Origin of the sequence: Streptomyces sp. NPDC048197 (assembly GCF_043202395.1) — a bacterium.
In the GTDB taxonomy this organism is placed as follows: Bacteria; Actinomycetota; Actinomycetes; order Streptomycetales; family Streptomycetaceae; genus Streptomyces; species Streptomyces siderophoricus.
In genome coordinates this window covers 184,703-206,739 of sequence record NZ_JBIDAJ010000007.1, presented here as the reverse complement: position 1 = coordinate 206,739, position 22,037 = coordinate 184,703, and the positions used below count along the sequence as shown (strand labels likewise).

Sequence of the window (22,037 nt, the reverse complement as noted above, 5' to 3'; positions counted from 1 at the left end):
ATGAAACGCGGCGGGCCGGCCCGCTGGAACGACGAGACCCAGAGCTGGGAGGACGGCAGGCCCGCGCCCGCCCCGTACAGCGGTCCGATGCCGCCCCGCCCGGACTTCGCCCCGAGCGTGGGCACACCACCGCAGCCGCCTTCCGGCTGGTTACCCGACCCCGGGGTCCCTCCGGGACACGTACCCACTCCCGGCCCGGGTCCCGCTCCCGGCCCCGGGTCTCGCCGCCGCACCACCGCCCTGATCGCCGGGCTGGCCGTGGCGGTGATCGGTGCCGGGGCCGGTGGCGCCTATCTGCTGTGGGGCCGCGACGGCGACGCACCGCCCGCCGCCCGCACCCGGGCCTCCGCCCCGCACACCCCCACTTCCACCGCTACCGACACCACCCCGCCCAGCACCGACAGCACACCGCCCATGGACGCGGTCTCCTCTCCCGCCGTGCCCGCCGGCTACCGCCTCGTCCATGACGACAAGGGGTTCACCACGGCGGTGCCGGACAGCTGGCAGCGCAGCGAGCGCAAGACCGGGGTGTTCTACACCGCGCCGGACGACCGCGGACTGCTGCAGGTCTTCGAGATCACCGAACCGGACATCGGTCCGCGCGCGGCACTGGAACAGGCGTCGAAGGGGCTGGCCGGCAACCCCGGCTACGAGGAGATCAGCCTCGGCGACTTCGAGGGCCCGGCGCCCGGCACGGACGCCGCCCAGCTGGTCTACGCCTATGACAGCGAGCGGCTCGGTACCCGCGTCAAGGTCGTCGACTGTGCCTTCACGACCGACGACGGCCGGCAGTTCGCCGTCCTCGTCCTGGGCACCGAGGCCGACTGGCCGCTCCAGCAGGAGACCCAGCGGATCGCCCTCCAGGCGTTCGCCCCGAAAGGCTGACGGCCCGCGCACCCCGCCTATTCGGCGATCTCGGTGCGCTCCCACCACTCGTAGACCGGCAGCGCGCCCTCGGAGGTGTGCTGCTGGCGGGTGGTGGGCCGGAAGTGTTCGTAGCCGCCGCGGAAGGGGATCTTCAGCTCGCTGCCGTGCGGATCGGCAGGCACGATCCGCTCGGGCAGGTCCGCGGGGCCGCCCTCCAGCACTGCTTTCGCCGCTGTCTGCACCATGCCTGCATTCTCACTCGGTCGGGGAGGTCTCGCGCGCCGCGGATCCCTGGCGGGGGAAGTCGTTCGTGGCGAGGGTGAGGTCCACGACGGTGCCGGTGAGGTCGATCGGCTCGCCGTACGGCACGGTGAGGTCGCCCTTGTACTCGCCGTCCTGCGGCTGGGTGAAGACGCGGCAGCGGCCGATGTAGGGGTCGGCGATCACGTAGACCGGGACGCCGGCCTCGGCGTAGGCCTTCTTCTTCACGCCGTAGTCGTTCCCCGCGGTGCTTGCGGAAACGACCTCGGCGACGAACTCGATGTCCTGGTAGTGCCAGCGGCCGTCCCGGTCCTTGGTCGAGCTCTCGGCGATCGCGAGCACGTCGGAAGCGAAGCCGTTCAGCTTGCCCGGGAAATCGACGCGGACGTCGGACATGACGCGCTTCCTCGGGTAGCGGGCCCGCAGTTGCTCGACGATGTCCAGGATGGTTTCCCAGTGGGCGGCACGCTGCGGCGACATGAAGATTGTTCCCCCGACGATCTCGAACTTGTAGCCCTCGGGGACGGAGTTCTCCAGCCGCTCGAACAGCTCGTCCAAGGTCGGCTCTTCGCGCTCGGCCATCTCCATCCCGTCGATCGTGATCGTTTCGGTCCGCTCAAGGCTGATGGTCATCGTGCCGCTCCTCCCCGCTGCCACGTCGTACGGGCAGCCGCACGGTTCAACGATAGGCACCCGGGCCGGTTACGCGCTGTAGCGGCATATGCCATTCGTGCCATTCACGCGGTGTGCGTGCCCTGGAACAGGTCCTCCAGTGCCGAGATGTCGGCCGTGTCGCCGGGGGCCGGGGTCTTGTCCGGTACGGGCGTGCCGTAGTTGCTCAGGAGGACGGTGCCCTTCTGGTCGTCGGCCTCGACGGTGAGCTTGAGGGGGTAGTGGGTGCCCTTGATGGCCACGTAGAGGGTCTCGGTGACGCCGTCGGTGTGTTTGACGACGGGGAGGACGGGGGTGCCCTCGTGGGTCGTGGGGTGGCCCTTGGTGAGCTTGGTGGTGGGGGTGGGCTCGCCGGAGGGAGGCGGCTCGCCGGGGCCGGTGGCGGACTTCTGGAAGGCGGTGAGGTCGCAGGCCGTGGCGAGGTTCTGCAGGAAGGCGTCGTGGTCGGCGGTGCCGTGCAGGAACGTGTTGCGGTACTTGGCGGCCGCCCGGGCACCCTCCTCGCCGGGCAGCTGGCTCTTCCAGAACGCCGCGTCCGGCTTCATCCACACCTGGTTGCCGTGCTTGATGATCTCCACACGGCCGAGGTCGCCCTTGCTGATCGCGCCGGCGCAGTTGCCGGCCTTGTCGAGGGTGAGGTCGAGCTTGGTGGGATCGGCGGTGGTCTCGGTGCGCAGTCGCAGGGATTTCGCGGAGACGAGCTGGTGCAGGGCGTCGTCGGAGATCTGCTGGGCCGATTTTCCCGCGAGGTCGCCCTCACCGTCGGGATCGCCGGCCGCCGCGGCGGCCGTACAGGCGGCCCCGGCGAGCAGGGCCGCTCCGCAGCCCAGGGCGGTGGCGGTGACGGCACGCCGTCTGGTGGTCATCTCGATACCTCCGGGCGGAGGGGGCGGAGGGGCGGTGGGGCGGTGTGAGGGACGGCCGCACGGACCTCCTGCTGCCGGCGGGTCGTACGGCGTGAGCTCCCCGCTTGGACATACGGCTATTCAGGGTACGTTCTAGGACATTCCGCTGCACACCGAGTGAGTCGGCTCACTTTCCATGAATGTTTGGGCATAGGTCAGGCGCTTCCGGGGAGGGGTCCTCGTTGCTGGTGACGCCAGTGGTTGCACCAGTGGGAACAGACCGGAAACCGGAAGGCAGAAAAAATCGTGTCGGCAAGCGAGACCATTCACATAGCCGGGGTGTGGCGGGCCGCCGCGTCCGGGGCCACCCGCGAGGTCCTCGACCCCGCCGACGCGACGACCCTCCAGGTGGTGGCCGAGGGTGGTGCCGAGGACGCGGACGCCGCGGTCGCGGCCGCCGCCCGGGCCTTCGACGGCGGCGCGGGCGCCTGGCCCCGTACGCCGGTCGCCGAGCGCTCCGCGCTGCTGCGCCGGGTCGCCGACCTGCTGCAGCGCGACCGCGAGGAGATCGCGCTCATCGAGAGCCGGGACACCGGCAAGACGCTGGAGGAGGGCCGGGTCGACATCGACGACGTCACCAACGCCTTCCGGTACTTCGCCGACGTGGTGATGAACGAGAGCGGCGGTCGGGTCGTCGACGCCGGTTCGGCCGATGTGCACAGCGTGGTCGTGCACGAGCCGGTCGGTGTCTGCGCACTGATCACTCCGTGGAACTACCCGCTGCTGCAAGCCAGTTGGAAGATCGCGCCGGCCCTTGCGGCCGGCAACACTTTTGTGATCAAGCCCAGCGAGGTCACCCCGCTGTCGACCGTGCACCTGGTCAAGCTGCTGGTCGAGGCCGGACTGCCGGCCGGGGTCGCCAACATCGTCACCGGCACCGGCGTGCCGGTCGGCCAGCGGCTGGCCGAGCACCCGGACGTCGACCTGTTCTCCTTCACCGGTGGCCTGGTCAGCGGCACGAAGGCCGGTGCGGCCGCGGTGTCCGGTGCCAAGAAGATCGCACTGGAGCTCGGCGGCAAGAACCCGAACGTGGTCTTCGCCGACGCCTGCGCCACGGACGAGGGCTTCGACACCGCCGTCGACCAGGCGCTCAACGCCGCGTTCATCCACAGCGGCCAGGTCTGCTCGGCCGGCGCCCGGCTGATCATCGAGGAGTCGGTGCGCGACCGCTTCGTCGCCGAACTCGCCCGCCGCGCCGAGAAGATCAAGCTCGGCCGGGGCACCGAGGACGGCGTGGAGTGCGGTCCCCTGGTCTCGCAAGCGCAGCTCGACAAGGTCGAGGCGTACGTCGCCTCCGCGCTGGCAGAGGGTGCCCAGCTGCGGTGCGGCGGGGCCCGGCCCGAGCCGTCCGCGGTCCGCCCGGCCACCGGCTACTTCTACGCGCCGACCGTGCTGGACGGCTGCCACCGCGAGATGAAGGTCGTCCGCGAGGAGACCTTCGGGCCGATCCTGACGGTGGAGACCTTCACCACCGAGGACGAGGCCGTCGCGCTCGCCAACGACACCGAGTACGGGCTGGCCGGCGCGGTCTTCTCCGCCGACACCGCGCGCGCCCGCCGGGTCGCCGCACGGCTGCGGCACGGCACCGTCTGGATCAACGACTACCACCCCTACCTCCCGCAGGCGGAGTGGGGCGGCTTCGGCAAGTCCGGCATCGGCCGGGAACTCGGCCCCACGGGTCTGGACGAGTACCGCGAGAGCAAGCACATTTACGAGAACCTCCGGCCTGCGCCGGTGCGGTGGTTCGCGGGCTGAGCGACCGCCGCCGACCAGCGGCCGCCCCCGCCCCGATCCCCCAACCCCCGCACCGCCCAAGGTCTTTGCAAGAAGGAGCACCCTCCATGCCCGTGTACGACTACGTCGTGGTCGGCGGTGGTACCGCCGGTTCCGTCATTGCCTCCCGCCTCACCGAGGACCCGGACGTCACCGTCGCCGTCATCGAGGGCGGCCCGTCCGACATCGACCGTGAGGACGTGCTGACGCTGCGCAAGTGGCTCGGCCTCCTCGGCGGCGAGCTGGACTACGAGTACACGACCACCGAGCAGCCCCGCGGCAACTCGCACATCCTGCACAGCCGGGCCAAGGTCCTCGGCGGCTGCTCGTCGCACAACACCCTGATCTCCTTCAAGCCGCTGCCGTCCGACTGGGACGAGTGGGAGGCGGCCGGCGCCACCGGCTGGGGCGCGAAGGAGATGGACCCCTACTTCGGCAAGCTGCGCAACAACATCGTGCGGGTGGCGAAGAAGGACCAGAACCAGATCGCCACCGACTGGATCGAGGCGACCAAGACCGCCCTCGGCGTGCCGGAGGTCGTCGGGTTCAACGACCGGCCGTTCGACGAGGGCGTCGGCTTCTTCGACCTCTCCTACCACCCCGAGAACAACAAGCGGTCCTCCGCCTCGGTCGCCTATCTCCACCCGCACATGGAGGCCGGCGACCGGCCGAACCTCACGCTGATGCTGGAGACCTGGGCGCACAAGCTGGAGCTGGACGGCACCACCGCCAAGGGCGTCCACGTCCGCACGAAGGACGGCGCGGAGGTCTACGTCGAGGCCGCCCGCGAGGTGCTGGTCTGCGCCGGCGCCGTCGACACCCCGCGGCTGCTGATGCACTCCGGCATCGGGCCGAAGAAGGACCTGGAGGCGCTCGGCATACCCGTCGTGCACGACCTGCCGGGCGTCGGCGAGAACCTGATCGACCACCCCGAGTCGGTGATCGTCTGGGAGACCAACGGGCCGATCCCGGGCAACTCCGCGATGGACTCGGACGCGGGGCTGTTCGTCAAGCGGGACCCGGAGCACAAGGGCCCCGACCTGATGTTCCACTTCTACCAGATCCCGTTCACCGACAACCCCGAGCGGCTGGGCTACGAGCGCCCCGAACACGGCGTCTCGATGACCCCGAACATCCCCAAGTCCCGCTCCCGCGGCCGCCTGTACCTCACCTCCGCGGACCCCGAGGTCAAGCCCGCCCTCGACTTCAGGTACTTCGAGGACGAGGACGACTACGACGGGCAGACCCTCGTCGACGGGATCAAGCTGGCCCGCAAGGTCGCCCAGGCCGAGCCGTTCAAGAAGTGGCTCAAGCGCGAGGTCTTCCCCGGTCCGGACGTGACCGACGACGCGGAGATCAGCGAGCTGGTGCGCAAGGCCGCGCACACCGTCTACCACCCCGCCGGCACCTGCAAGATGGGCGCCGCCAACGATGAACTCGCCGTCGTCGACCCGGAGTTGAAGATCCGCGGTCTGCACGGCATCCGGATCGCCGACGCCTCGGTCTTCCCGACGATGCCGGCCGTCAACCCGATGCTGGGCGTGCTCATGGTGGGGGAGAAGTGCGCCGAACTGCTCCAGAAGATTCCTACCGAGGGAGGTGATGCGTGATGGCTACCACCGCCGCCGGCGCATCCGAGATACCCGCTGCCCGCAAGGCCACCGACGCGGCCGAGGACGGCCGCGAGGTCGTCTTCTCCGTCCGCCACCTGTGGAAGGTCTTCGGCCCCAAGGCCGACAAGATCCCCGATGACACCTCCGTCGCCGGGCTGAGCGTGACCGAACTGCGCGAGCGGACCGGCTGCACCGCCGCCGTCCGCGACGTCTCCTTCGACGTCCACAAGGGCGAGGTCTTCGTCGTCATGGGCCTGTCCGGCTCCGGCAAGTCCACCCTCGTCCGGTGCCTGACCCGGCTGATCGAACCGACCAGCGGCGACCTGGAGATGGACGGCGAGGACGTCCGCGCCATGGACCGCACCGCGCTGCGCGAACTGCGCCGCCGCCGCGCCGCCATGGTCTTCCAGCACTTCGGCCTGCTGCCGCACCGCAGCGTCGTCGACAACGTCGCCTACGGCCTGGAGATCCAGGGCGTCGGCAAGGCCGAACGGCGCGAGAAGGCCAACGAGATGGTCGACAAGGTGGGCCTGGCCGGCCTGGAGAAGCGCCGCCCCGGCCAGCTCTCCGGCGGTCAGCAGCAGCGCGTCGGACTCGCCCGCGCACTCGCCGTCGACCCCGAGGTCCTGCTGTTCGACGAGCCGTTCAGCGCGCTCGACCCGCTCATCCGCCGCGACATGCAGGAAGAGGTCGTCCGCCTGCACCGCGAGGAGGGCCGCACCATGGTCTTCATCACCCACGACCTCTCCGAGGCGCTGCGGGTCGGTGACCGGATCGCCCTGATGCGCGACGGCGAGATCGTCCAGCTCGGCACCCCCGAGGAGATCGTCGGCTCCCCGGCCGACGACTACGTCCGCGACTTCGTCCGGGACGTCCCCCGCGAGCAGGTGCTGACCGTCCGCCGCGCGATGCGCCCGGCCGAGGACGGCGAGGCCGACCAGGGCCCGGCGCTGGCCGCCGACACCCTGATCTCGGACGCCATCGAGGCGGTCGCCCGCTCCGGCGGCGCGGCCCGCGTCGTCGACGGCGGCCGCTGCCTGGGCGTCGTCGACCACGCCTGCCTGCTCAACGTGGTCGCCCGGATCGACGAGGACCGGCCCGGCGAGGTGGCTGCCTGATGATGTACGCCGCCACCCCCCGCCACGGCGCCGTCCGCGCCGTGGGCTCCAGAGCCCCCGTCGCCTCCCGCCGTACCCGGCTGCGGGCCGCCCTGCTGCGCCGCTGGCGCGAGGCGCAGCGCGCCGCCGCCCTGGGCGTGCCGACCGGAACCGTGAAGCGGGGCCGAGCATGAGTACTGCCTCCGCACCCCCCGCCGTTCAGCGCGGTCTCGGCGCCGACGCCCCCAAGGCCGGGCCGCTCAAGGCCCTGCTGGACCGCCGCGGCCTCGCCAAGCTCCTGCTGCTCGCCGTCGCCGCGGCCGTCCTGGTCCCGCTGGTGCACGCCGCCTGGCCCGGCGCCGCCTGGCCCTCCGCGCTGACCGTCGACCTGTCCGGACCGCTCGGAAAGACCAGCGACTGGATCATCGACAACCGCGACAACCACTGGCTGTTCGTCTACTTCCTCGGCCACCTCTCCAACGCCGTGGTCATCTCCGTACGAGCGGTCTACCTGCTGCTGCTCGCCCTCGGCTGGACCGGTGTGACCGCCGGCGTCACGCTGATCGCCTGGCGGGTGGCCGGCTGGCGGATCGCCGCCACCGCGCTGGTCTCCCTCCTCGTCAGCGGGGCGCTCGGGATGTGGGTCCCGACCATGCAGACGCTGGCGCTGATGGTCGTGGCGGTCGCCGCCTCGGTCGTCGTCGGCGCCCTGCTCGGACTGGCCGCCGGGCTCTCCGAGCGGCTGTTCCGGATCCTCCGCCCGGTCCTCGACACCATGCAGGTGCTGCCGGCCTTCGCCTATCTGCTGCCCGTCGTGCTGATCTTCGGCATCGGCGTGCCGGCCGCGCTGCTGGCCACCGTCATCTACGCCGCCCCGCCGATGGCCCGGCTGACCGCGCTCGGACTGCGCGGCGCCGACCCCGGCGTACTGGAGGCGGTCTCCTCGCTCGGCGCCACCGGACGGCAGCGGCTGCTGACCGCCCGCCTCCCGCTGGCCCGCAAGGAGCTGCTGCTCGGCGTCAACCAGACGATCATGATGGCGCTGTCCATGGTCGTGATCGCCTCGATGATCGGCGCGGCCGGCCTCGGTGACCGCGTCTACCAGGCGCTCGCCTCCGTCGACGTCGGCGCCGCGCTCTCCGCCGCCATCCCGATCGTGCTGCTGGCCATCGTCATGGACCGCACCACCGCCGCGGCCGGCGCCCGGATCGGCGCGACCGCCAACACCGCCGGCCCGGCGTGGCTGCGCGGCTGGCAGGTCTGGACCGGCGTGGCCGCGCTCACCGCCCTGCTGACCCTGATCGGCCGGCTGACCGGCTCCGCGGTCTGGCCCGGTGCCTGGTTCGTGGACATCGCCCACCCGGTGAACGACTTCAAGGAGTGGATGGTCGACCACCTCTACTCCGGCGTCCCGGTCATCGGCGGCACCGCCGACTGGGCCGCGCACTTCACCAACTGGGTGCTCAACCCGCTGCGCGACGGCCTGACCGCGCTGCCCTGGTACGGCACGCTGCTCATCGTCGCCGCGCTGGCCTGGGTCATCGGCACCTGGCGCACCGCCCTGACCGCCGTCCTCGCGATGGCCGCCATCGGTGTGCTGGGCGTGTGGAAGCCGTCCATGAACACCCTCTCCCAGGTGCTCGCCGCCCTGGCCGTGACGCTGGTGCTGGGCTTCGGCACCGGCATCCTGGCGGCCGGCAGCAAGCGGTTCGAGGCGATCCTCCGCCCGGTGCTCGACGTCATGCAGACCATGCCGCAGTTCGTGTACCTGATCCCGGTCGTCGCCCTGTTCGCCGTGGGCCGCGCCCCGGCCGCCGCGGCCGCGGTGGTCTACGCGCTGCCCGCGGTCATCCGCATCACCACCCAGGGCCTGCGGCAGGTCGACCCCGCCGCGATGGAGTCGGCCCGCTCGCTGGGCGCCACCCGCTGGCAGATGCTCCGCCAGGTGCAGCTGCCGCTGGCCCGGCCGGCCCTGCTGCTCGCCGTCAACCAGGGCGTGGTCCTGGTCCTCGCCGTCGTCATCATCGGCGGTCTGGTCGGCGGCGGTGCCCTCGGCTACGACGTGGTCACCGGCCTGGCCACCGGAGACCTGGCCCTCGGCCTGGTCGCGGGCGTGGCCATCGTGTGCCTGGGCCTGATGCTCGACCGGGTCACCCAGCCCACGGAACGCCGTACGACGGGGAAGGGAGCCTGATCATGTCCCGTACGCGCACAGCATTCCTCGGTACGGCCGTGCTCGCCGGCACGGTGGCGCTCTCGCTGTCCCTGTCCGCCTGCGGCAAGGCCGACATGACCAAGCAGACCTCGCCGTTCGCCGCGGCCAAGGGCTCGAAGTCGGTCACGCTGTCCGTGCAGACCTGGGTCGGCGCGCAGTCCAACGTGGCCGTCGCCAAGTACCTGCTGGAACACCAGCTGGGCTACCACGTCGACACCGTCCAGGTGGACGAGATCCCCGCCTGGGACGCCCTCAGCCAGGGCCGGGTCGACGCGATCCTGGAGGACTGGGGCCACCCGGACCAGGAGAAGCGGTACGTCAAGGACAAGAAGACGATCACCGCGGGCGGCGGCAACGGCGTCACCGGCCACATCGGCTGGTGGGTGCCCAAGTACTGGGCCGACAAGCACCCCGAGATCACCGACTGGCACAACCTCAACAAGGTCGCCGACCAGCTGCGCACCTCCGAGAGCGGCAACAAGGGCCAGCTGATGGACGGTTCGCCGTCCTACGTCACCAACGACAAGGCGCTGGTGAAGAACCTCCACCTCAACTACGAGGTGGTGTTCGCCGGCTCCGAGGCGGCCCAGATCACCCAGATCCAGCAGTTCGCCAAGGAGAAGAAGCCCTTCCTGACGTACTGGTACGAGCCGCAGTGGCTCTTCAACCAGGTGCCGATGGTGGAGGTCAAGCTTCCCAAGTACACCGACGCCTGCGCGGAGAAGGGCGCCAAGGACCCGCAGTCCATCGACTGCGCGTACCCCACCACCCCGCTCCAGAAGTACTTCAACACCAACTTCGCCAAGAACGGCGGCAGCGCCGCGGCGTTCCTGAAGAACTTCAAGTGGACCAAGGACGACCAGAACGAGGTCTCCGAATCCATCGCCTCGGGCGGCCTGTCCGCCGACGAGGCGGCCAAGCGGTGGGTGGACAAGCACCCGGACGTCTGGAAGAGCTGGCTGCCGAAGAAGTAGGCGGTCCCCGGCCGGACGCCGGACGAAGGGGGTGCGGGCCCGTGGGACCCGCACCCCCTTCGCGTGCGTGGTCGGCCGGGTGGGGCTCACCCGTTCGGATGGCGGCCGGGGAGTTCCGCCCGGTGGACGGGCGGGGACGCCCGAGGATGCCACCATGCCGCTTCCCCCGAAATGCCCCACGACCGACTGTGACGCCTGGTTGTGGAAGGACACCACCCAGACCAGCACCGACTGGGACAACTGGCGCTGGTGGTGCTGCCGTTGCCAGAAACAGTGGTACCCCACGGCGGAACAGCTCGGGGAGTTCCGCCATGGGGCATCGGGCGGCCCGGGGGGACCGGGCGGCCCGGGTCGGCAGCCGCGCGCCGCCGCGTACCGGGACCCGAGGGTGGCCGCCGCGCGCCCGTGACGCGCGGCGGCCCGCACCGGCTCAGGCGTTGTGCAGGTTCGCCCGCCAGTAGCCCAGCACACCCGCGTCCAGTGCCTGGACCTTGTTGAGTGCCTTGCCGAAGGAGGCGTAGCGCGGGGTGGCCTTCCAGGTGGCCGAGATGGCAGCCGCCCCACGGTCCAGGTGCGGCTTGCCGCCGCCCTTGATGTCCACCGCCGCGTTGACGTTGCTCACCGTGGCGCCGCCGCCCTTGAGGTGGGTGGCCCGGCCGCCGTTGGCCAGATACTGCACCCACACCTTCTCGGCGGTGACCGGGATGCCGAAGATCTCCTCCGACATGGCGAAGCTGACGCGGGTGTCCAGGCCGGCGATGGTCCCCTTGGCCTTGACCCGCACTTCCTTCACGAACGACACGTCCGCGTTGTACGGGACGGCGCGGCGCAGGCCACCGGGCCGGGTGGTGCCCTTCAGCGACGCGGTGAGCGCCTCGTAGACCTTGCGGTTCTGGAGGTAACCGACGAACTTCTGCTGCTTGGCCTTCGGCAGCGCACGGAACGCCTTGAGGGTCCGCTTCGCCTCGGGGGTGTTCCGGGACGCCAGGTACTGCAGGTAGCCCGTGACGGTCAGCTTGCTCCCGAGCGACTGCTCCGCGGCCCCCGCGGGGGCCGGCGCCGACGGCCGGCCGGCGGCCGAGGCCGCGGGCGCCAGGACCGCGAGCGCCGCCGCGCCGGCCACGGCGGCCGACCCGATCCGGCGCATGGTGGAACCGTTGCTCATGGAATCTCCTCTTGCTCTGTTCCGGGGTACGACAGGGGAGACCGAGAGTACGAACGGGGCCGCGCGGGCGGTATTGACCCTTTGGCCGGTGCCCTCGGGGACAGGCCGGGCTCCTGGAGATCCACTTCTCAAACTCGTACCGGCGGTTTAGGAACCCTTTAAGATCTGCGGTAAGTGCTCTTTCCGGCCATGTGGCCTCGCTTTGCTGGGCAGTTACCGACCGTGACGTCGCCCAGGCCGGGCGGAGGTCGCGTCGGGCGGTCACCGCGCCCGCCTCCCGGAGTCACCCGCCGGGGCGGACCGCGGACCGCAGCGCACGATGACCGCACGCCCATGTTCGTCCGCCGGAACCCCGACTCGACCAACCGGGGAGAAAGCGGATCGATCGTGCCCAGCAGGACTCATAAGCAGAATACGGGGAAGGTAGAACTGCTTTGCCTCAGAGTCATACGTGCAACAAAAGTGAACTATCGGCTGCGCGGATAACCGTGGCGTACCCCACGAGCCCGCGCCCGACACCGGGAGACCCCTCCAGAATCCCTCATCTGACGCCGCGCGAACGCCAAGTGCTCATCCTCATCGGAAAGGCCGCGTCCAACCGGGAGATCGGGCAGCAACTCGGCATCACCGAACGCACCGTCAAGGCTCACCTGGCCAATCTCATGACCAAGATCGAGGTGGCCACCCGCATCGAAGCGGCCATCTTCGCCTACGCCCATCATCACGACATCAGCCCGCCGGACGGCAGCATTCCGGTGGACCGTTCGTAATCCCGGCAGGCCGCCGGAAACCTCCTCGCCCTCGGGATGGGCGAGGAGGTTCCTTTACCTCCGGCGGAAATCCTCAATTCCCCTGCGTACGGCTCCCCTTCGGTCAATGACCACATGTCCGTTGGCCATCCGTCCGATGCCCCAAGAGGCAATAGCGGAATGCCGGACGGCGACGGAAGACTCTCTCCGGCGATCACCGACAACCGGTGCGCCGCGAAAGAGAGAAGAGGAGTTCCATGCGCAAGACGATGCGGATGGCCGCCACCGCCCTCGCCGCAGCGGTCACGCTGGGTATCGCGGCACCCATGGCCAGTGCGGCCCAGCACTCCCGGACCCCGGTCGTCTCCTCGGTCCAGGTGGGCGCGGTCCGCTCGGCCGGTGACGTGAACACCCTCACCGCGATGACCTACGCGGCCGGCCTCGACAAGGCCCAGGCGCCGGGCCTTTCGGGCAAGGACGCCAAGGACCGCGCCAAGGCGATCGTGAAGTTCCTCAAGAAGGTGCTCGGCAAGCACTACAAGGAGGCCCGGGCCGCCGCCAAGAAGGGCGTCGCCGCCTTCCGCAAGTGGGTGAAGACCCTCAAGCCGTCGAGCCCGGTCCGGATCGTCCTGGAGAAGGTCGACAAGTACGTGCTGGAGCTGATCGTCAAGCTCCTGCGGTAACGCCCCGCCCACCGGCCCACCTCCAGGAGAGGCTCAGGACCGACCCCCGAGGTCCTGAGCCTCTCCGCCTTCCGTCCCCCGACCGCTGCCTGCCTCCTGTGGGGGGAGTACGGGCGGCACTCGGCCCCGCACCGCTGCCGCCGGTGCGGGGCCGTCCGACGTGCGGCAACCCCTCCCGTTATGTCCCCCGGCCGCCGGGACCTGGCCGCCCCCCGGGCCCTCAGGCGCGGCATAGTAGGGCGCAGTCCGAGACGGGACATGACACACCACACCATGGCGCCGCGAGCCGCGGCCGCCACGCACCGGGGGGACTTCCGCTTCCATGCCAGCCATCCGCCGTTCCACCGCCGCGGTCGCCGCCGTGGCCGCGCTGCTCGCGGTCACCGCCACCGGCTGCGGCCCCAGCGACGACCAGGCCGCCGCCCCCGGCAGTTCGGCCGCCGCCGACCAGAAGGGCCCGGGCGACGGGGGCCTGAAGCTGCCCAAGGGGATGCCCACCAGCATCGACGGCCTGAAGAAGTGGAAGGACGGCGGCTGGAACGACTGGGGTGACTGGGCCCGCAAGGCCTCGGACTTCGCCAACCCGATCATCAAGGACCACTGGAAGGCCGACCGGCTCGCCAAGGCCAAGGCCGCCCCGGAGATAGGGGTGAACGCCACCGGCGCGGGCAGTGGATCCGCCGCCTCCGACCCCGAACCGCGGCCGGTCACCGCCGAGCAGGTCGCCCGCCCGTACCACCAGCACATGGCGCCGGTCGGCAAGATCTTCTTCGACAGCCCCAAGGGCCCGATGGTCTGCTCCGGCACGATCGTCGAGGACCCGGCGCACCCGGGGAAGTCCAACCTGGTGTGGACCGCCGGCCACTGCGTGCACTCCGGCAAGCAGGGCGGCTGGATGCGCAACATCGTCTTCGTGCCGTCGTACAACGACAACGGCGTCCCGATGAACCAGGTCGGCAGCACCCCCAGCCAGCAGATCACCCCCTACGGCCGCTTCTGGGCGGACTGGATCACCACCTCCGGTGAGTGGATCAACATGGGCAGCGAGGAGACCGGCAACGGCGGCTCCGCCTACGACTTCGCGGTGCTGCACGTGAAGCCGGAGAACGGCGGCACCAAGTCGCTCCAGGAGACCGTGGGCGCCGCCGCCCAGGTGTGGTTCAACGCCCCCTCCGCCGACGGCATCAGCTCCCTCGACGCGTTCGGCTACCCGGCCGCGCCCCCGTACGACGGCGCGCGGATGATGAACTGCCCCGCCCGCCCCGGCCGGCTGGTCATGCAGCAGGGCACGCCCGCCATGCACCGCATCGGCTGCACGATGACCGGCGGCACCTCCGGCGGCGGCTGGTTCGTCAACCGCGGCGGCCGGCTGACCCTGGTCTCCAACACCTCCATCAGCTCCAACGCCCACACCTGGCTGGCCGGCCCGCACCTGGGCCCCGAGGCGCAGCGGGTCTTCGACGGCATCAGCCGCAAGTTCGCCGGCCAATAGAGCCGGTCCGCCTCTTGTGGCGAGGTCTCCCTACGGCCCCGGCGGCAGTGCCCGGCACAGCGCCGCCAGGGCCGCCGGGAAGGCGCTCTCGGACGGGGTGGCATAGCCGACGACCAGGCCGTGCCGGGGCCGATCCGGGGCCTCCGGGTGGCGGTACTCCGCCAGCCCGTCGAGCGCCAGGCCCTGCCAGCGGGCGGCCCGCAGCGCGGCCCGCTCGTCCGCCGCGCCCGAGCCGTCCGGGAGTTGGAGGACGGCGTGCAGCCCGGCGGCGATACCGGTGACGCGCAGCTGTGGCGCATGGCCGGCCACCGCCGCGACCAACTGGTCCCGGCGCCGCCGGTAGCGCTGCCGCATCCGGCGGACATGCCGGTCGTACGCGCCGCACATCAGGAACTCCGCGAGGGTGAGTTGGTCGGTGACCCCGGCCCACGCCTCCCGTTCGCCCTTGGCCGCGAGGACGGCGTCGACCAGCCGGCCGGGCAGCACCATCCAGCCCAGCCGCACCGCGGGCGACAGGCTCTTGCTGACCGAGCCGAGGTGGATCACCCGCTCCGGGTCCAGGCCCTGGAGGGCGCCGACCGGCCGGCGGTCGTAGCGGAACTCGCCGTCGTAGTCGTCCTCGATGACGTAACCACCGCTCGTCCGCGCCCAGTTGATGACGGCGGCCCGCCGGTCGGGGTGCAGCGGCACGCCGGTGGGGAACTGGTGGGCAGGGGTGAGCAGCACCGCCCGCACCTCGTCCAGGTCCACCAACTCCCCGGTATCCGCGCCAAGTTCGTCGACAACCAGTGGGCGGGTGACGGTGCCGGCGGCGGCCAGGAGCTGCCGGTGGAAGGGCAGGCCGTACGACTCGACGGCGAGCGGGCCGGCGAGGACGGCGGGGAACAGCAGCCGCAGGGCATGTGCGAAACCGGAGCAGATGACGATCCGGCCGGGGTCGGTGCGGACGCCGCGGGTGCGGGCCAGATAGTCGGTCAGCGCGCGGCGCAGCTCCGGGCGGCCGCGCGGATCACCGGGCCCGAACGCGTCGTCCGGGGCCGCGGTCAGCGCCCGGCGGGCGGCGGCGACCCATGCCGTACGGGGGAACGCGGCCGCGTCCGGCTGCCCCTGGAGGAGGTTGTGCCGGGGGCGGGCCGCCGGGGCGCGGTGGGCCGGGGCCCGGGTGGGGGTCAGCGGCTGCGCCCGGTGTGCCACGCGGGTGCCGGAGCCCCGGCGGGCGGTGAGCCAGCCCTCCGCGACGAGTTCGGCGTAGGCGTCGGCGACGGTGTTGCGGGCCAGACCGAGGTCGGCGGCGAGCGAGCGGTACGGCGGCAGACGGGTGCCGGGAGCCAGCCGCCCGGACCGTACGGCTTCGCGGAGCGCACGCAGCAGGGCGGCGCGGCGGCCACCCGGGCCGGTCAGTTCCACATGCAGATCGGCGCCCAGGCCCTCGGCGGAATTGACCCATGATTCCGGCATGGAAATGCACCCTACAGCCGGTCGTCCCCGCTCGTAGATTCAAGGCATGACGAACATCGAAGGGCATGACGTGATGACCACCGCAGAAGGCTGCGAAGCACCCCAACTCCCCACTCCCCGGGTGAATTTCGCCAAGTCCGCCCCCAAGGCCTTCCGGGCGCTGGTCGGCTTCGACGCCGCGGCCCGCGAGGGGCTGGACCCGGCCCTGGTCGAACTGGTCCAGATCCGGTCCTCGCAGCTCAACAAGTGCGCCTACTGCCTGCACATGCACACCACCGACGCCCGTAAGGCGGGGGAGAGCGAGGAGCGGCTGCACATGGTCGCCGTCTGGGAGGAGGCGGCGCACTTCTTCACCGACCGGGAGCGGGCGGCGCTGGCGCTCACCGAGGCCGTCACGCTGGTCGCGCACGGCGGGGTGCCGGACGCGGTGTACGAGCGCGCCGCCCGGCACTTCGCGGAGGACGAGCTGGCCCGGCTGCTGGCGCTGATCTTCATCATCAACACCTGGAACCGGATCGCGATCAGCACGGGCAAGGTCGCCGGGACCGACGAACGCTGACGCGGGGACCGCGGCGGGGCGGGCGACCCCTGTACGCCCGCCTACGCCGTGGCCCGCGGTCCTCGCCCCGTGCGCGGCCGGGCCTAGCCCTCCGCCGGCCGCTCGCCCCGCAGCCGTTCGGCCACCTCCGCCAGCGTCGTCATCGCCGCGTGCTGCAGCCCGCCGCCGAAGGTGATCCGGGCCGCGCCCAGCGCGCCCAGCTCCTTCGGGGTGGGCCCGCCGGGCACCGCGAGGGCGTTCACCGGGCGGCCGACGGCGGTGGCCAGCGCGGACAGCAGCGCGGGTGGGGCGAGGATCGGGTAGACGCAGTCGGCACCCGCCGCCGCATAGAGCAGACCGCGGCGCACCGTCTCCGCCGTCTCCCGCTCGCCCTCGACCCCGCGCAGATACGTGTCGATCCGGGCGTTGATCACCAGCGCGTCACCGGCCTCGGCCCGTACCTCCGCCAGCCAGGCGGCCTGCTCCTCGGCGTCGCGCAGGGCGCCGGTGGCGTGGTCGGTGTCCTCCAGATTGCAGCCGGCCGCCCCGGCGTCCAGCAGCCGGCCCACCAGCTCCTTCGCGGACAGCCCGTACCCGGCCTCCACGTCCGCCGTGACGGGCACGTCCACGGCCCGCACGATCCGGGCGATCGCCGCGAACATCTCCGCCGGCGGCGTCCGGCCGTCCTCGTGGCCCAGGGAGGCGGCGATGCCCGCGCTGGGCGTGGCCAGCGCCGGGAATCCGGCGTCCGCGAAGACCCGGGCGGCGGCCGCGTCCCACGGACCGGGCAGGACCAGCGGCAGCCGCGGGCCGTGGTGCAGCGCGCGCAGCGTCGCGGCGGCGCTCACAGCTCGGACCCCGTCGGCTGGCGGACCGTGACGTTGACCCGGTTCCAGTTGTTGATCGCGACGATCACCGCGAGCAGATGGGCCAGTTCCCGCTCGTCGAAGTGGGCCGCGGCCCGCTCGTACACCTCGTCCGGGACGTGCCCCTCGGTCAGCACGGTGACGGCCTCGGCGAACGCCAGCGCGGCCCGTTCACGCGCCGAGTAGAGGTCGCCCGCCTCCTCCCACGCCGGCAGCAGATCGATCCGCTGCCGGCTCACCCCGGCCTCCCGCAGATTCTTCACGTGCATGTCGATGCAGAACGCGCACCGGTTGAGCTGCGAGGCGCGCAGCACCACCAGCTCGGCCAGGACCGGGTCGCCCAGGCCCTTCTTTGCGGCCATGGTGAGCGCCAGCTGCGCCTGGTAGAACGCGGGCTGCCGGCCCCAGAACTTCATCCGCTGGGTCATCGGTTCAGGACCTCCCCGGGGTCATGCGGGTGCTCACGCCGAAACGGTTCCAGGCGTTGATGGTGGTGATCAGGGCGATGAGCTGGGCGAGCTCGGGCTCCTCGAAGTGGGCCGCGGCCCGCTCGTACACCTCGTCCGGCACAAAGCCTTCCGTCAGCACGGTCACGGCCTCGGTCAGCGCCAGCGCCGCCCGCTCCTTGTCGGTGTAGTACTCCTCGGCCTCCGCCCAGGCGCTCAGCAGATGGATCCGCTCCTCGGTCTCCCCGGCCCCGCGGGCGTCCCTGATGTGCATGTCGAGGCAGAAGGCGCACTTGTTGAGCTGGGACGCCCGGATCTTGACCAGCTCGACCAGCGTCGGGTCGAGGCCCTTCTTCGCCGCCGCGTCCAGCGCGATCATGGCCTTGTAGACCTCGGGCGCGAGCTTGGCCCACTGCATCCGGGGACCGGCGGATCCCGTCGCTGCCGTAGATGTCGTTGATGTCGTCGTCATGACCACGACGCTACGACAGCAATGGCACAGCGCTATGGTCCAGTTCCATGGGGAATTCCTGGGCCACTTTCGGTCGCGACCTACACCTGGACCTCACCGGCCCCGGCGGGCTGCGGGCCGCCCTGATCGGCGCGCTGCGGGACGCCGTACGGACCGGACGGCTGGCCCCCGGCACCCGGCTGCCGTCCTCCCGCTCGCTCGCCGCCGACCTCGGCATCGCCCGCAACACGGTCGCCGACGCCTACGCCGAGCTCGTCGCGGAGGGCTGGCTGAGCGCCCGCCAGGGCTCCGGCACCCGGGTCGCCGACCGCGTCGCGCCGCTGGGGGCCGCCCCCGCCCGGGCCCGCCGCCCGTCCGGCCCGGCCACCCGCCCCGGACCGCCGCGCTTCGACCTCACCCCGGGCACCCCGGACGTCTCCGCCTTCCCCCGCACCGCCTGGCTCGCCGCCGCCCGCCGGGCGCTGACCGCCGCCCCCAGCGAGGCGTTCGGCTACGGCGACCCGGCCGGCCGCCCCGAACTGCGCACCGTCCTCGCCGACTACCTCGCCCGGGCCCGCGGGGTCCGCGCCGACCCCGACCGGATCGTCGTCTGCACCGGCTTCATGCAGGGCCTGGCGCTGCTCGCCCGCACCCTGGGCACCGGCCGGCTGGCCGTCGAGTCGTACGGGCTGGACTTCCACCGCGACGTCATCACCCGCGCCGGACTGCGCACCGTCCCGCTCGTCGTCGACGCGCACGGCGCCCGCACCGAGGACCTGTCCGGCCTCGACGACGTCCGCGCGGCCCTGCTCACCCCCGCCCACCAGTTCCCCACCGGCGTCCCCCTGCACCCCGACCGCCGCGCCGCCGCCGTCAACTGGGCCAGGGCAACGGGCGGTTACATCCTCGAGGACGACTACGACGGCGAGTTCCGCTACGACCGGCAGCCCGTCGGCGCCCTCCAGGGCCTCGACCCCGACCACGTCGTCTACCTGGGCACCGCCAGCAAGAGCCTGGCCCCCGCCCTGCGGCTGGCCTGGATGGTGCTGCCGGACCGCCTCGTCGACCCACTGCTGGCCGTCAAACGCACCGGCGAATGGCAGTCCGGCCAGCTGGAACAGCTCACCCTCGCCGAGTTCCTCTCCTCCGGCGCCTACGACCGGCACCTGCGCGGCATGCGGCTGCGCTACCGCCGCCGCCGCGACCAACTCGTCGGGGCCCTCGCCGAACGGGCACCGCACGTCCACGTCACCGGCATCGCCGCCGGCCTGCACGCCGTCCTCGAACTCCCGCCCGGCACCGAACAGTCCATCGTCCAGGCCGCCCGCTGGCAGGGTCTCGCCCTGGAGGGCTTGAGCGGCTTCACGCACCCGTCCGCGCCGCCGGCCCCCCGCGACGCCCTGGTCGTGGCATACGGGAGGCCACCGGAGCACGCCTTCAACGGCGCTTTGGAGGCATTGATCAGAGCCCTGCCACCGACCCCGGAGGCATAGGCTCACTTCACCCACCCGTTCACCCATTCCTGCCCAGGTGACCTGACCCCATGAGCGACGCCTACTCGCCGATACCCGAGCTGAACCTGCTCAAGGCATTCGACGACACCTGCACGGACTTCTACTCACCAGGTTTCGCACTGCGCCCGTACCAGCAGGGTGTGGGCTGGACCGACCCCGACAACCCGGAGTTCGAGGACCGGGTACTCGCCTTCGCCCGGGCCACCACGTCCGGTTCCCGGTACGCCCTGTGGCGTTGCGACGACCGCGCCGACCTCGCCACCCTCCCCGTCCTCTTCCTCGGCGACGAAGGCGACCTCTACATCACCGCGCACGACCTCCGGGAGCTCTTCTGGGACCTCCTCGACGAGGACGCGGACGAACCCACCCCCGACCGCGAGGAATACCGCACCACCCGCCGGGCGTACCACACCTGGCTCCAGCAGAACTTCGGCCCCACACCCCCCACCTACGACCGCAGCCCCATGGAGGAACACGGCTGGCGTTTCGCCGACTGGCTGCTGAGCGTGGGGGAGGAGGACGCCGCCGGCACCGTCATCGAGAGCCTCGAACTTCTCGAAGTGCCGCGTTCCTGATGCTCCTTGGGGCGGTGCCCGTCACAGCTCCCGCACGAACGAGACCCGGTCCAGCCCCGGACCGTCGTAGTCCGTGTGCACCGGGGTGCCGTGCTCGTCGAGGTGGTCGCCCGGCTCCAGGTGGAAGCCCATGCGGGTGTGGTACGCGATGGAGTTGCGGTTGTTGGGGCTGGTGATGCAGCGGACCTGACTGCGGCCGGCCTCTCGGGCCAGCGCGAAGAACGCTCGTAGAGGGCCCTGCCGAGGCCGTCCCGTCTGCCGTCCGGGCAGATGCCCACGAAGTGGATGTACGCGGTCCGCGGGTCCGTCTGGGACAGGAAGCCGATCAGGAACGCGTGCAGGGTCCCGTCCGGGCGCTCGACGAGAAAGCTGGTGCCCGCGAAGTGCTGCAGGAAGAGGCGCGGCACGAGCAACTGCCGCTGCAGTGCGCCCGCTTCGCCGCCCAGGCCGCCCCACCAGTCGGCCAGCGCCACCTGGAGGCGTGGGTGGTCCGACGGTACGGGGTGGCGCAGCGTCAGGCCGCTCGGTATCGAGCCGGGCGGGGGCACCGGAGTGTTGTCGGTCATGGCGTCACCTTTCGAACCGGTTCCGAACTTTTCCGAACCTTCCGAACCTTTCCGGCCGAGGGGCCGGCCTCGTTGCCCGGGGGCGGCGCCCCGGCAAGGAAATGTACCGACCGCATGTGCCCCCGGCGTGGTCCGCGAACCGTCCACGCCCGCGGAGTGCGCCGTGCGTGACGGGGGGCCGCCGAGCGCTGCGCTATCCGGGGGAAACGGGGGAGCGGCTCTGGCGCGTACGAGTGAACGGCGCGCCTACTGATGCTATCGATCGGCGGTTTGCCACCTGGCGGGGGAGGACACCGGTACGCGGCAGTCCGGGACGCCGGCTGCCCTGACCGCCCACCCCCTCGTACAGGAAGTTGTCGCTCACCGCAGCCTTCCGGGCTAGGTGGGGGCGAACGGCCCGCCGCCCTCCACACCCCCATCGAAGGGCCTCACCATGGCATTTACCTTCACGTTGGTGTCCGCGGCGCCGAATCCGGCGGTCTTCGGACAACCCGTGACCTTAACCGCAACCGTGATCCCGCTCGGACTGGGCACACCCACCGGCACCGTCACCTTCTCCGTGAGCGGCGGGCCCACCGTGACGGCACCGCTCGTCGGCGGCACCGCGACGGCCACCGTCAACAACGTGAGCGTCGGGTTCCACACCGTCACGGCAAACTACAACGGCAGTGTCAATTTCTCCCCTTCCAGTGGTTTCGGCTCGCTCACCGTCGTGCAGGCCTCCACGACCACCACTGTCACCTCGTCCCCCGACCCCTCGCTCTTCGGCCAGACGGTCACCCTCACCGCCCATGTCGCGCCGGTCGCGCCGGGCGGAGGCACCCCGACGGGCACGGTCACCTTCGTCATCGGAGGCGGCGGGGGCGGCACCCTGACGGCACCGCTCGTGGGCGGCAACGCCAGCGTCACCACCAACACCCTCACCGTCGGCACCCACGCCATCACCGCCACCTACAACGGCAGCACCAACTACGCGGCGTCCTCCGGGACCGACACCCAGACCGTCCAGGGCACGGCAGCGACGACCACCACGGTCACGTCCTCGCCCGACCCCTCGGTGTTCGGCCAGCCGGTCACCTTCACCGCCACCGTCGCCCCCTCCCCACCCGGCCCCGGCACCCCCACCGGGACCGTCACCTTCGTCATCTCCGGCGGCC

General features: G+C 71.6%; 22 protein-coding genes. 14 read left to right on the top strand and 8 right to left on the bottom strand.

The features are described from left to right. Positions 1 to 885, top strand: coding sequence for a hypothetical protein (locus tag ACGF4C_RS12885; protein WP_393565746.1), 885 nt, complete (start codon positions 1 to 3; stop codon positions 883 to 885). Positions 886 to 902: 17 nt separating this feature from the next. Here the strand turns inward: ACGF4C_RS12885 and ACGF4C_RS12880 are convergent, their stop codons facing one another. From ACGF4C_RS12880 to ACGF4C_RS12870, 3 genes are all read right to left on the bottom strand, one after another. Next, positions 903 to 1,112 (bottom strand): DUF5988 family protein, encoded by a 210-nt coding sequence (locus tag ACGF4C_RS12880; protein WP_393565745.1) that lies wholly within the window; start codon positions 1,110 to 1,112, stop codon positions 903 to 905. Between the two features lie 10 nt (positions 1,113 to 1,122). Beyond that, on the bottom strand, positions 1,123 to 1,761 hold the full coding sequence (locus ACGF4C_RS12875) for a Uma2 family endonuclease (RefSeq protein WP_393565743.1): 639 nt from the start codon (positions 1,759 to 1,761) through the stop codon (positions 1,123 to 1,125). Between the two features lie 104 nt (positions 1,762 to 1,865). Beyond that, positions 1,866 to 2,666, bottom strand: a complete 801-nt coding sequence (locus ACGF4C_RS12870; RefSeq protein WP_393565741.1) for a hypothetical protein — start codon at positions 2,664 to 2,666, stop codon at positions 1,866 to 1,868. Positions 2,667 to 2,951: 285 nt separating this feature from the next. Between ACGF4C_RS12870 and ACGF4C_RS12865 the strand changes: the two genes are divergently transcribed. The 6 genes from ACGF4C_RS12865 to ACGF4C_RS12840 all read left to right on the top strand — a co-directional run bounded on the left by ACGF4C_RS12865 (position 2,952) and on the right by ACGF4C_RS12840 (position 10,377). After that, positions 2,952 to 4,460: an aldehyde dehydrogenase family protein gene (locus tag ACGF4C_RS12865; protein WP_393565739.1), complete on the top strand. Its 1,509-nt coding sequence runs from the start codon at positions 2,952 to 2,954 to the stop codon at positions 4,458 to 4,460. A gap of 86 nt (positions 4,461 to 4,546) precedes the next feature. Further along, positions 4,547 to 6,088, top strand: a complete 1,542-nt coding sequence (locus tag ACGF4C_RS12860; protein ID WP_393565738.1) for a GMC family oxidoreductase — start codon at positions 4,547 to 4,549, stop codon at positions 6,086 to 6,088. Continuing rightward, entirely contained in the window at positions 6,088 to 7,209 is a 1,122-nt protein-coding gene (locus ACGF4C_RS12855; protein WP_393565736.1) for a glycine betaine/L-proline ABC transporter ATP-binding protein, read from the top strand. The genes ACGF4C_RS12860 and ACGF4C_RS12855 overlap by 1 nt, the downstream gene beginning before the upstream one ends. After that, on the top strand, positions 7,209 to 7,382 hold the full coding sequence (locus tag ACGF4C_RS12850; protein ID WP_158745063.1) for a hypothetical protein: 174 nt from the start codon (positions 7,209 to 7,211) through the stop codon (positions 7,380 to 7,382). The genes ACGF4C_RS12855 and ACGF4C_RS12850 overlap by 1 nt, the downstream gene beginning before the upstream one ends. Continuing rightward, positions 7,379 to 9,382: an ABC transporter permease gene (locus ACGF4C_RS12845; protein WP_393565734.1), complete on the top strand. Its 2,004-nt coding sequence runs from the start codon at positions 7,379 to 7,381 to the stop codon at positions 9,380 to 9,382. The genes ACGF4C_RS12850 and ACGF4C_RS12845 overlap by 4 nt, the downstream gene beginning before the upstream one ends. Before the next feature lie 2 nt (positions 9,383 to 9,384). After that, positions 9,385 to 10,377: an ABC transporter substrate-binding protein gene (locus tag ACGF4C_RS12840; RefSeq protein WP_393565732.1), complete on the top strand. Its 993-nt coding sequence runs from the start codon at positions 9,385 to 9,387 to the stop codon at positions 10,375 to 10,377. Between the two features lie 430 nt (positions 10,378 to 10,807). Here the strand turns inward: ACGF4C_RS12840 and ACGF4C_RS12835 are convergent, their stop codons facing one another. Next, positions 10,808 to 11,542: a hypothetical protein gene (locus ACGF4C_RS12835; RefSeq protein ID WP_393565730.1), complete on the bottom strand. Its 735-nt coding sequence runs from the start codon at positions 11,540 to 11,542 to the stop codon at positions 10,808 to 10,810. Positions 11,543 to 12,030: 488 nt separating this feature from the next. Here ACGF4C_RS12835 and ACGF4C_RS12830 point away from each other — a divergent pair, with 488 nt between their 5' ends. The 3 genes from ACGF4C_RS12830 to ACGF4C_RS12820 all read left to right on the top strand — a co-directional run bounded on the left by ACGF4C_RS12830 (position 12,031) and on the right by ACGF4C_RS12820 (position 14,466). Beyond that, on the top strand, positions 12,031 to 12,312 hold the full coding sequence (locus tag ACGF4C_RS12830; RefSeq protein ID WP_267887910.1) for a response regulator transcription factor: 282 nt from the start codon (positions 12,031 to 12,033) through the stop codon (positions 12,310 to 12,312). Positions 12,313 to 12,548: 236 nt separating this feature from the next. Then, positions 12,549 to 12,974 carry a hypothetical protein gene (locus ACGF4C_RS12825; RefSeq protein ID WP_393565727.1) on the top strand — a complete coding sequence of 142 codons (426 nt, stop codon included), beginning with the start codon at positions 12,549 to 12,551 and terminating at the stop codon, positions 12,972 to 12,974. Positions 12,975 to 13,296: 322 nt separating this feature from the next. Next, positions 13,297 to 14,466, top strand: coding sequence for a trypsin-like serine peptidase (locus ACGF4C_RS12820; RefSeq protein WP_393565726.1), 1,170 nt, complete (start codon positions 13,297 to 13,299; stop codon positions 14,464 to 14,466). A 30-nt stretch (positions 14,467 to 14,496) separates the two neighbouring features. Here ACGF4C_RS12820 and ACGF4C_RS12815 read toward each other — a convergent pair whose 3' ends face one another. Further along, a complete protein-coding gene (locus tag ACGF4C_RS12815) occupies positions 14,497 to 15,924 on the bottom strand; it encodes a PLP-dependent aminotransferase family protein (protein ID WP_393565724.1) in 1,428 nt (475 codons plus the stop codon). Positions 15,925 to 15,997: 73 nt separating this feature from the next. Here ACGF4C_RS12815 and ACGF4C_RS12810 point away from each other — a divergent pair, with 73 nt between their 5' ends. Further along, positions 15,998 to 16,483, top strand: coding sequence for a carboxymuconolactone decarboxylase family protein (locus tag ACGF4C_RS12810; protein ID WP_393565882.1), 486 nt, complete (start codon positions 15,998 to 16,000; stop codon positions 16,481 to 16,483). 83 nt (positions 16,484 to 16,566) lie between these two features. Here ACGF4C_RS12810 and ACGF4C_RS12805 read toward each other — a convergent pair whose 3' ends face one another. From ACGF4C_RS12805 to ACGF4C_RS12795, 3 genes are read right to left on the bottom strand one after another with little or no spacing between them, the layout of a single operon-like run. Then, entirely contained in the window at positions 16,567 to 17,310 is a 744-nt protein-coding gene (locus ACGF4C_RS12805; RefSeq protein ID WP_393565723.1) for an isocitrate lyase/phosphoenolpyruvate mutase family protein, read from the bottom strand. Further along, complete coding sequence (locus ACGF4C_RS12800; RefSeq protein ID WP_393565721.1) at positions 17,307 to 17,756, bottom strand: carboxymuconolactone decarboxylase family protein; 450 nt, start codon at positions 17,754 to 17,756, stop codon at positions 17,307 to 17,309. Before ACGF4C_RS12800 ends, ACGF4C_RS12805 begins: the two co-directional genes overlap by 4 nt. Positions 17,757 to 17,760: 4 nt before the next feature. Further along, the gene (locus ACGF4C_RS12795) at positions 17,761 to 18,246 is read right to left on the bottom strand and encodes a carboxymuconolactone decarboxylase family protein (protein ID WP_393565719.1); all 486 of its coding nucleotides are present in this window, start codon (positions 18,244 to 18,246) and stop codon (positions 17,761 to 17,763) included. Between the two features lie 47 nt (positions 18,247 to 18,293). On the opposite strand from ACGF4C_RS12795, the gene ACGF4C_RS12790 reads away from it, so the two are divergent. From ACGF4C_RS12790 to ACGF4C_RS12780, 3 genes are all read left to right on the top strand, one after another. Further along, positions 18,294 to 19,718, top strand: a complete 1,425-nt coding sequence (locus ACGF4C_RS12790; protein WP_393565717.1) for a PLP-dependent aminotransferase family protein — start codon at positions 18,294 to 18,296, stop codon at positions 19,716 to 19,718. Positions 19,719 to 19,768: 50 nt separating this feature from the next. Then, the gene (locus ACGF4C_RS12785) at positions 19,769 to 20,314 is read left to right on the top strand and encodes a hypothetical protein (RefSeq protein WP_393565715.1); all 546 of its coding nucleotides are present in this window, start codon (positions 19,769 to 19,771) and stop codon (positions 20,312 to 20,314) included. Between the two features lie 1,059 nt (positions 20,315 to 21,373). Further along, positions 21,374 to 22,037 (top strand): Ig-like domain-containing protein (locus tag ACGF4C_RS12780; protein WP_393565713.1); only part of this gene is annotated, 664 nt, incomplete at its 3' end.

What these genes read in the sequence shown, in the direction of transcription:
- ACGF4C_RS12870 (WP_393565741.1), bottom strand. Translation starts at nt 2,666, where the DNA reads ATGACCACCAGACGGCGTGCCGTCACCGCCACCGCCCTGGGCTGCGGA.
- ACGF4C_RS12850 (WP_158745063.1), top strand. Translation starts at nt 7,209, where the DNA reads ATGATGTACGCCGCCACCCCCCGCCACGGCGCCGTCCGCGCCGTGGGC.
- ACGF4C_RS12875 (WP_393565743.1), bottom strand. Translation starts at nt 1,761, where the DNA reads ATGACCATCAGCCTTGAGCGGACCGAAACGATCACGATCGACGGGATG.
- ACGF4C_RS12785 (WP_393565715.1), top strand. Translation starts at nt 19,769, where the DNA reads ATGAGCGACGCCTACTCGCCGATACCCGAGCTGAACCTGCTCAAGGCA.
- ACGF4C_RS12840 (WP_393565732.1), top strand. Translation starts at nt 9,385, where the DNA reads ATGTCCCGTACGCGCACAGCATTCCTCGGTACGGCCGTGCTCGCCGGC.
- ACGF4C_RS12835 (WP_393565730.1), bottom strand. Translation starts at nt 11,542, where the DNA reads ATGAGCAACGGTTCCACCATGCGCCGGATCGGGTCGGCCGCCGTGGCC.
- ACGF4C_RS12860 (WP_393565738.1), top strand. Translation starts at nt 4,547, where the DNA reads ATGCCCGTGTACGACTACGTCGTGGTCGGCGGTGGTACCGCCGGTTCC.
- ACGF4C_RS12795 (WP_393565719.1), bottom strand. Translation starts at nt 18,246, where the DNA reads ATGACGACGACATCAACGACATCTACGGCAGCGACGGGATCCGCCGGT.
- ACGF4C_RS12855 (WP_393565736.1), top strand. Translation starts at nt 6,088, where the DNA reads ATGGCTACCACCGCCGCCGGCGCATCCGAGATACCCGCTGCCCGCAAG.
- ACGF4C_RS12810 (WP_393565882.1), top strand. Translation starts at nt 15,998, where the DNA reads ATGACCACCGCAGAAGGCTGCGAAGCACCCCAACTCCCCACTCCCCGG.
- ACGF4C_RS12885 (WP_393565746.1), top strand. Translation starts at nt 1, where the DNA reads ATGAAACGCGGCGGGCCGGCCCGCTGGAACGACGAGACCCAGAGCTGG.
- ACGF4C_RS12820 (WP_393565726.1), top strand. Translation starts at nt 13,297, where the DNA reads ATGCCAGCCATCCGCCGTTCCACCGCCGCGGTCGCCGCCGTGGCCGCG.
- ACGF4C_RS12845 (WP_393565734.1), top strand. Translation starts at nt 7,379, where the DNA reads ATGAGTACTGCCTCCGCACCCCCCGCCGTTCAGCGCGGTCTCGGCGCC.
- ACGF4C_RS12800 (WP_393565721.1), bottom strand. Translation starts at nt 17,756, where the DNA reads ATGACCCAGCGGATGAAGTTCTGGGGCCGGCAGCCCGCGTTCTACCAG.
- ACGF4C_RS12825 (WP_393565727.1), top strand. Translation starts at nt 12,549, where the DNA reads ATGCGCAAGACGATGCGGATGGCCGCCACCGCCCTCGCCGCAGCGGTC.
- ACGF4C_RS12790 (WP_393565717.1), top strand. Translation starts at nt 18,294, where the DNA reads ATGGGGAATTCCTGGGCCACTTTCGGTCGCGACCTACACCTGGACCTC.
- ACGF4C_RS12815 (WP_393565724.1), bottom strand. Translation starts at nt 15,924, where the DNA reads ATGCCGGAATCATGGGTCAATTCCGCCGAGGGCCTGGGCGCCGATCTG.
- ACGF4C_RS12880 (WP_393565745.1), bottom strand. Translation starts at nt 1,112, where the DNA reads ATGGTGCAGACAGCGGCGAAAGCAGTGCTGGAGGGCGGCCCCGCGGAC.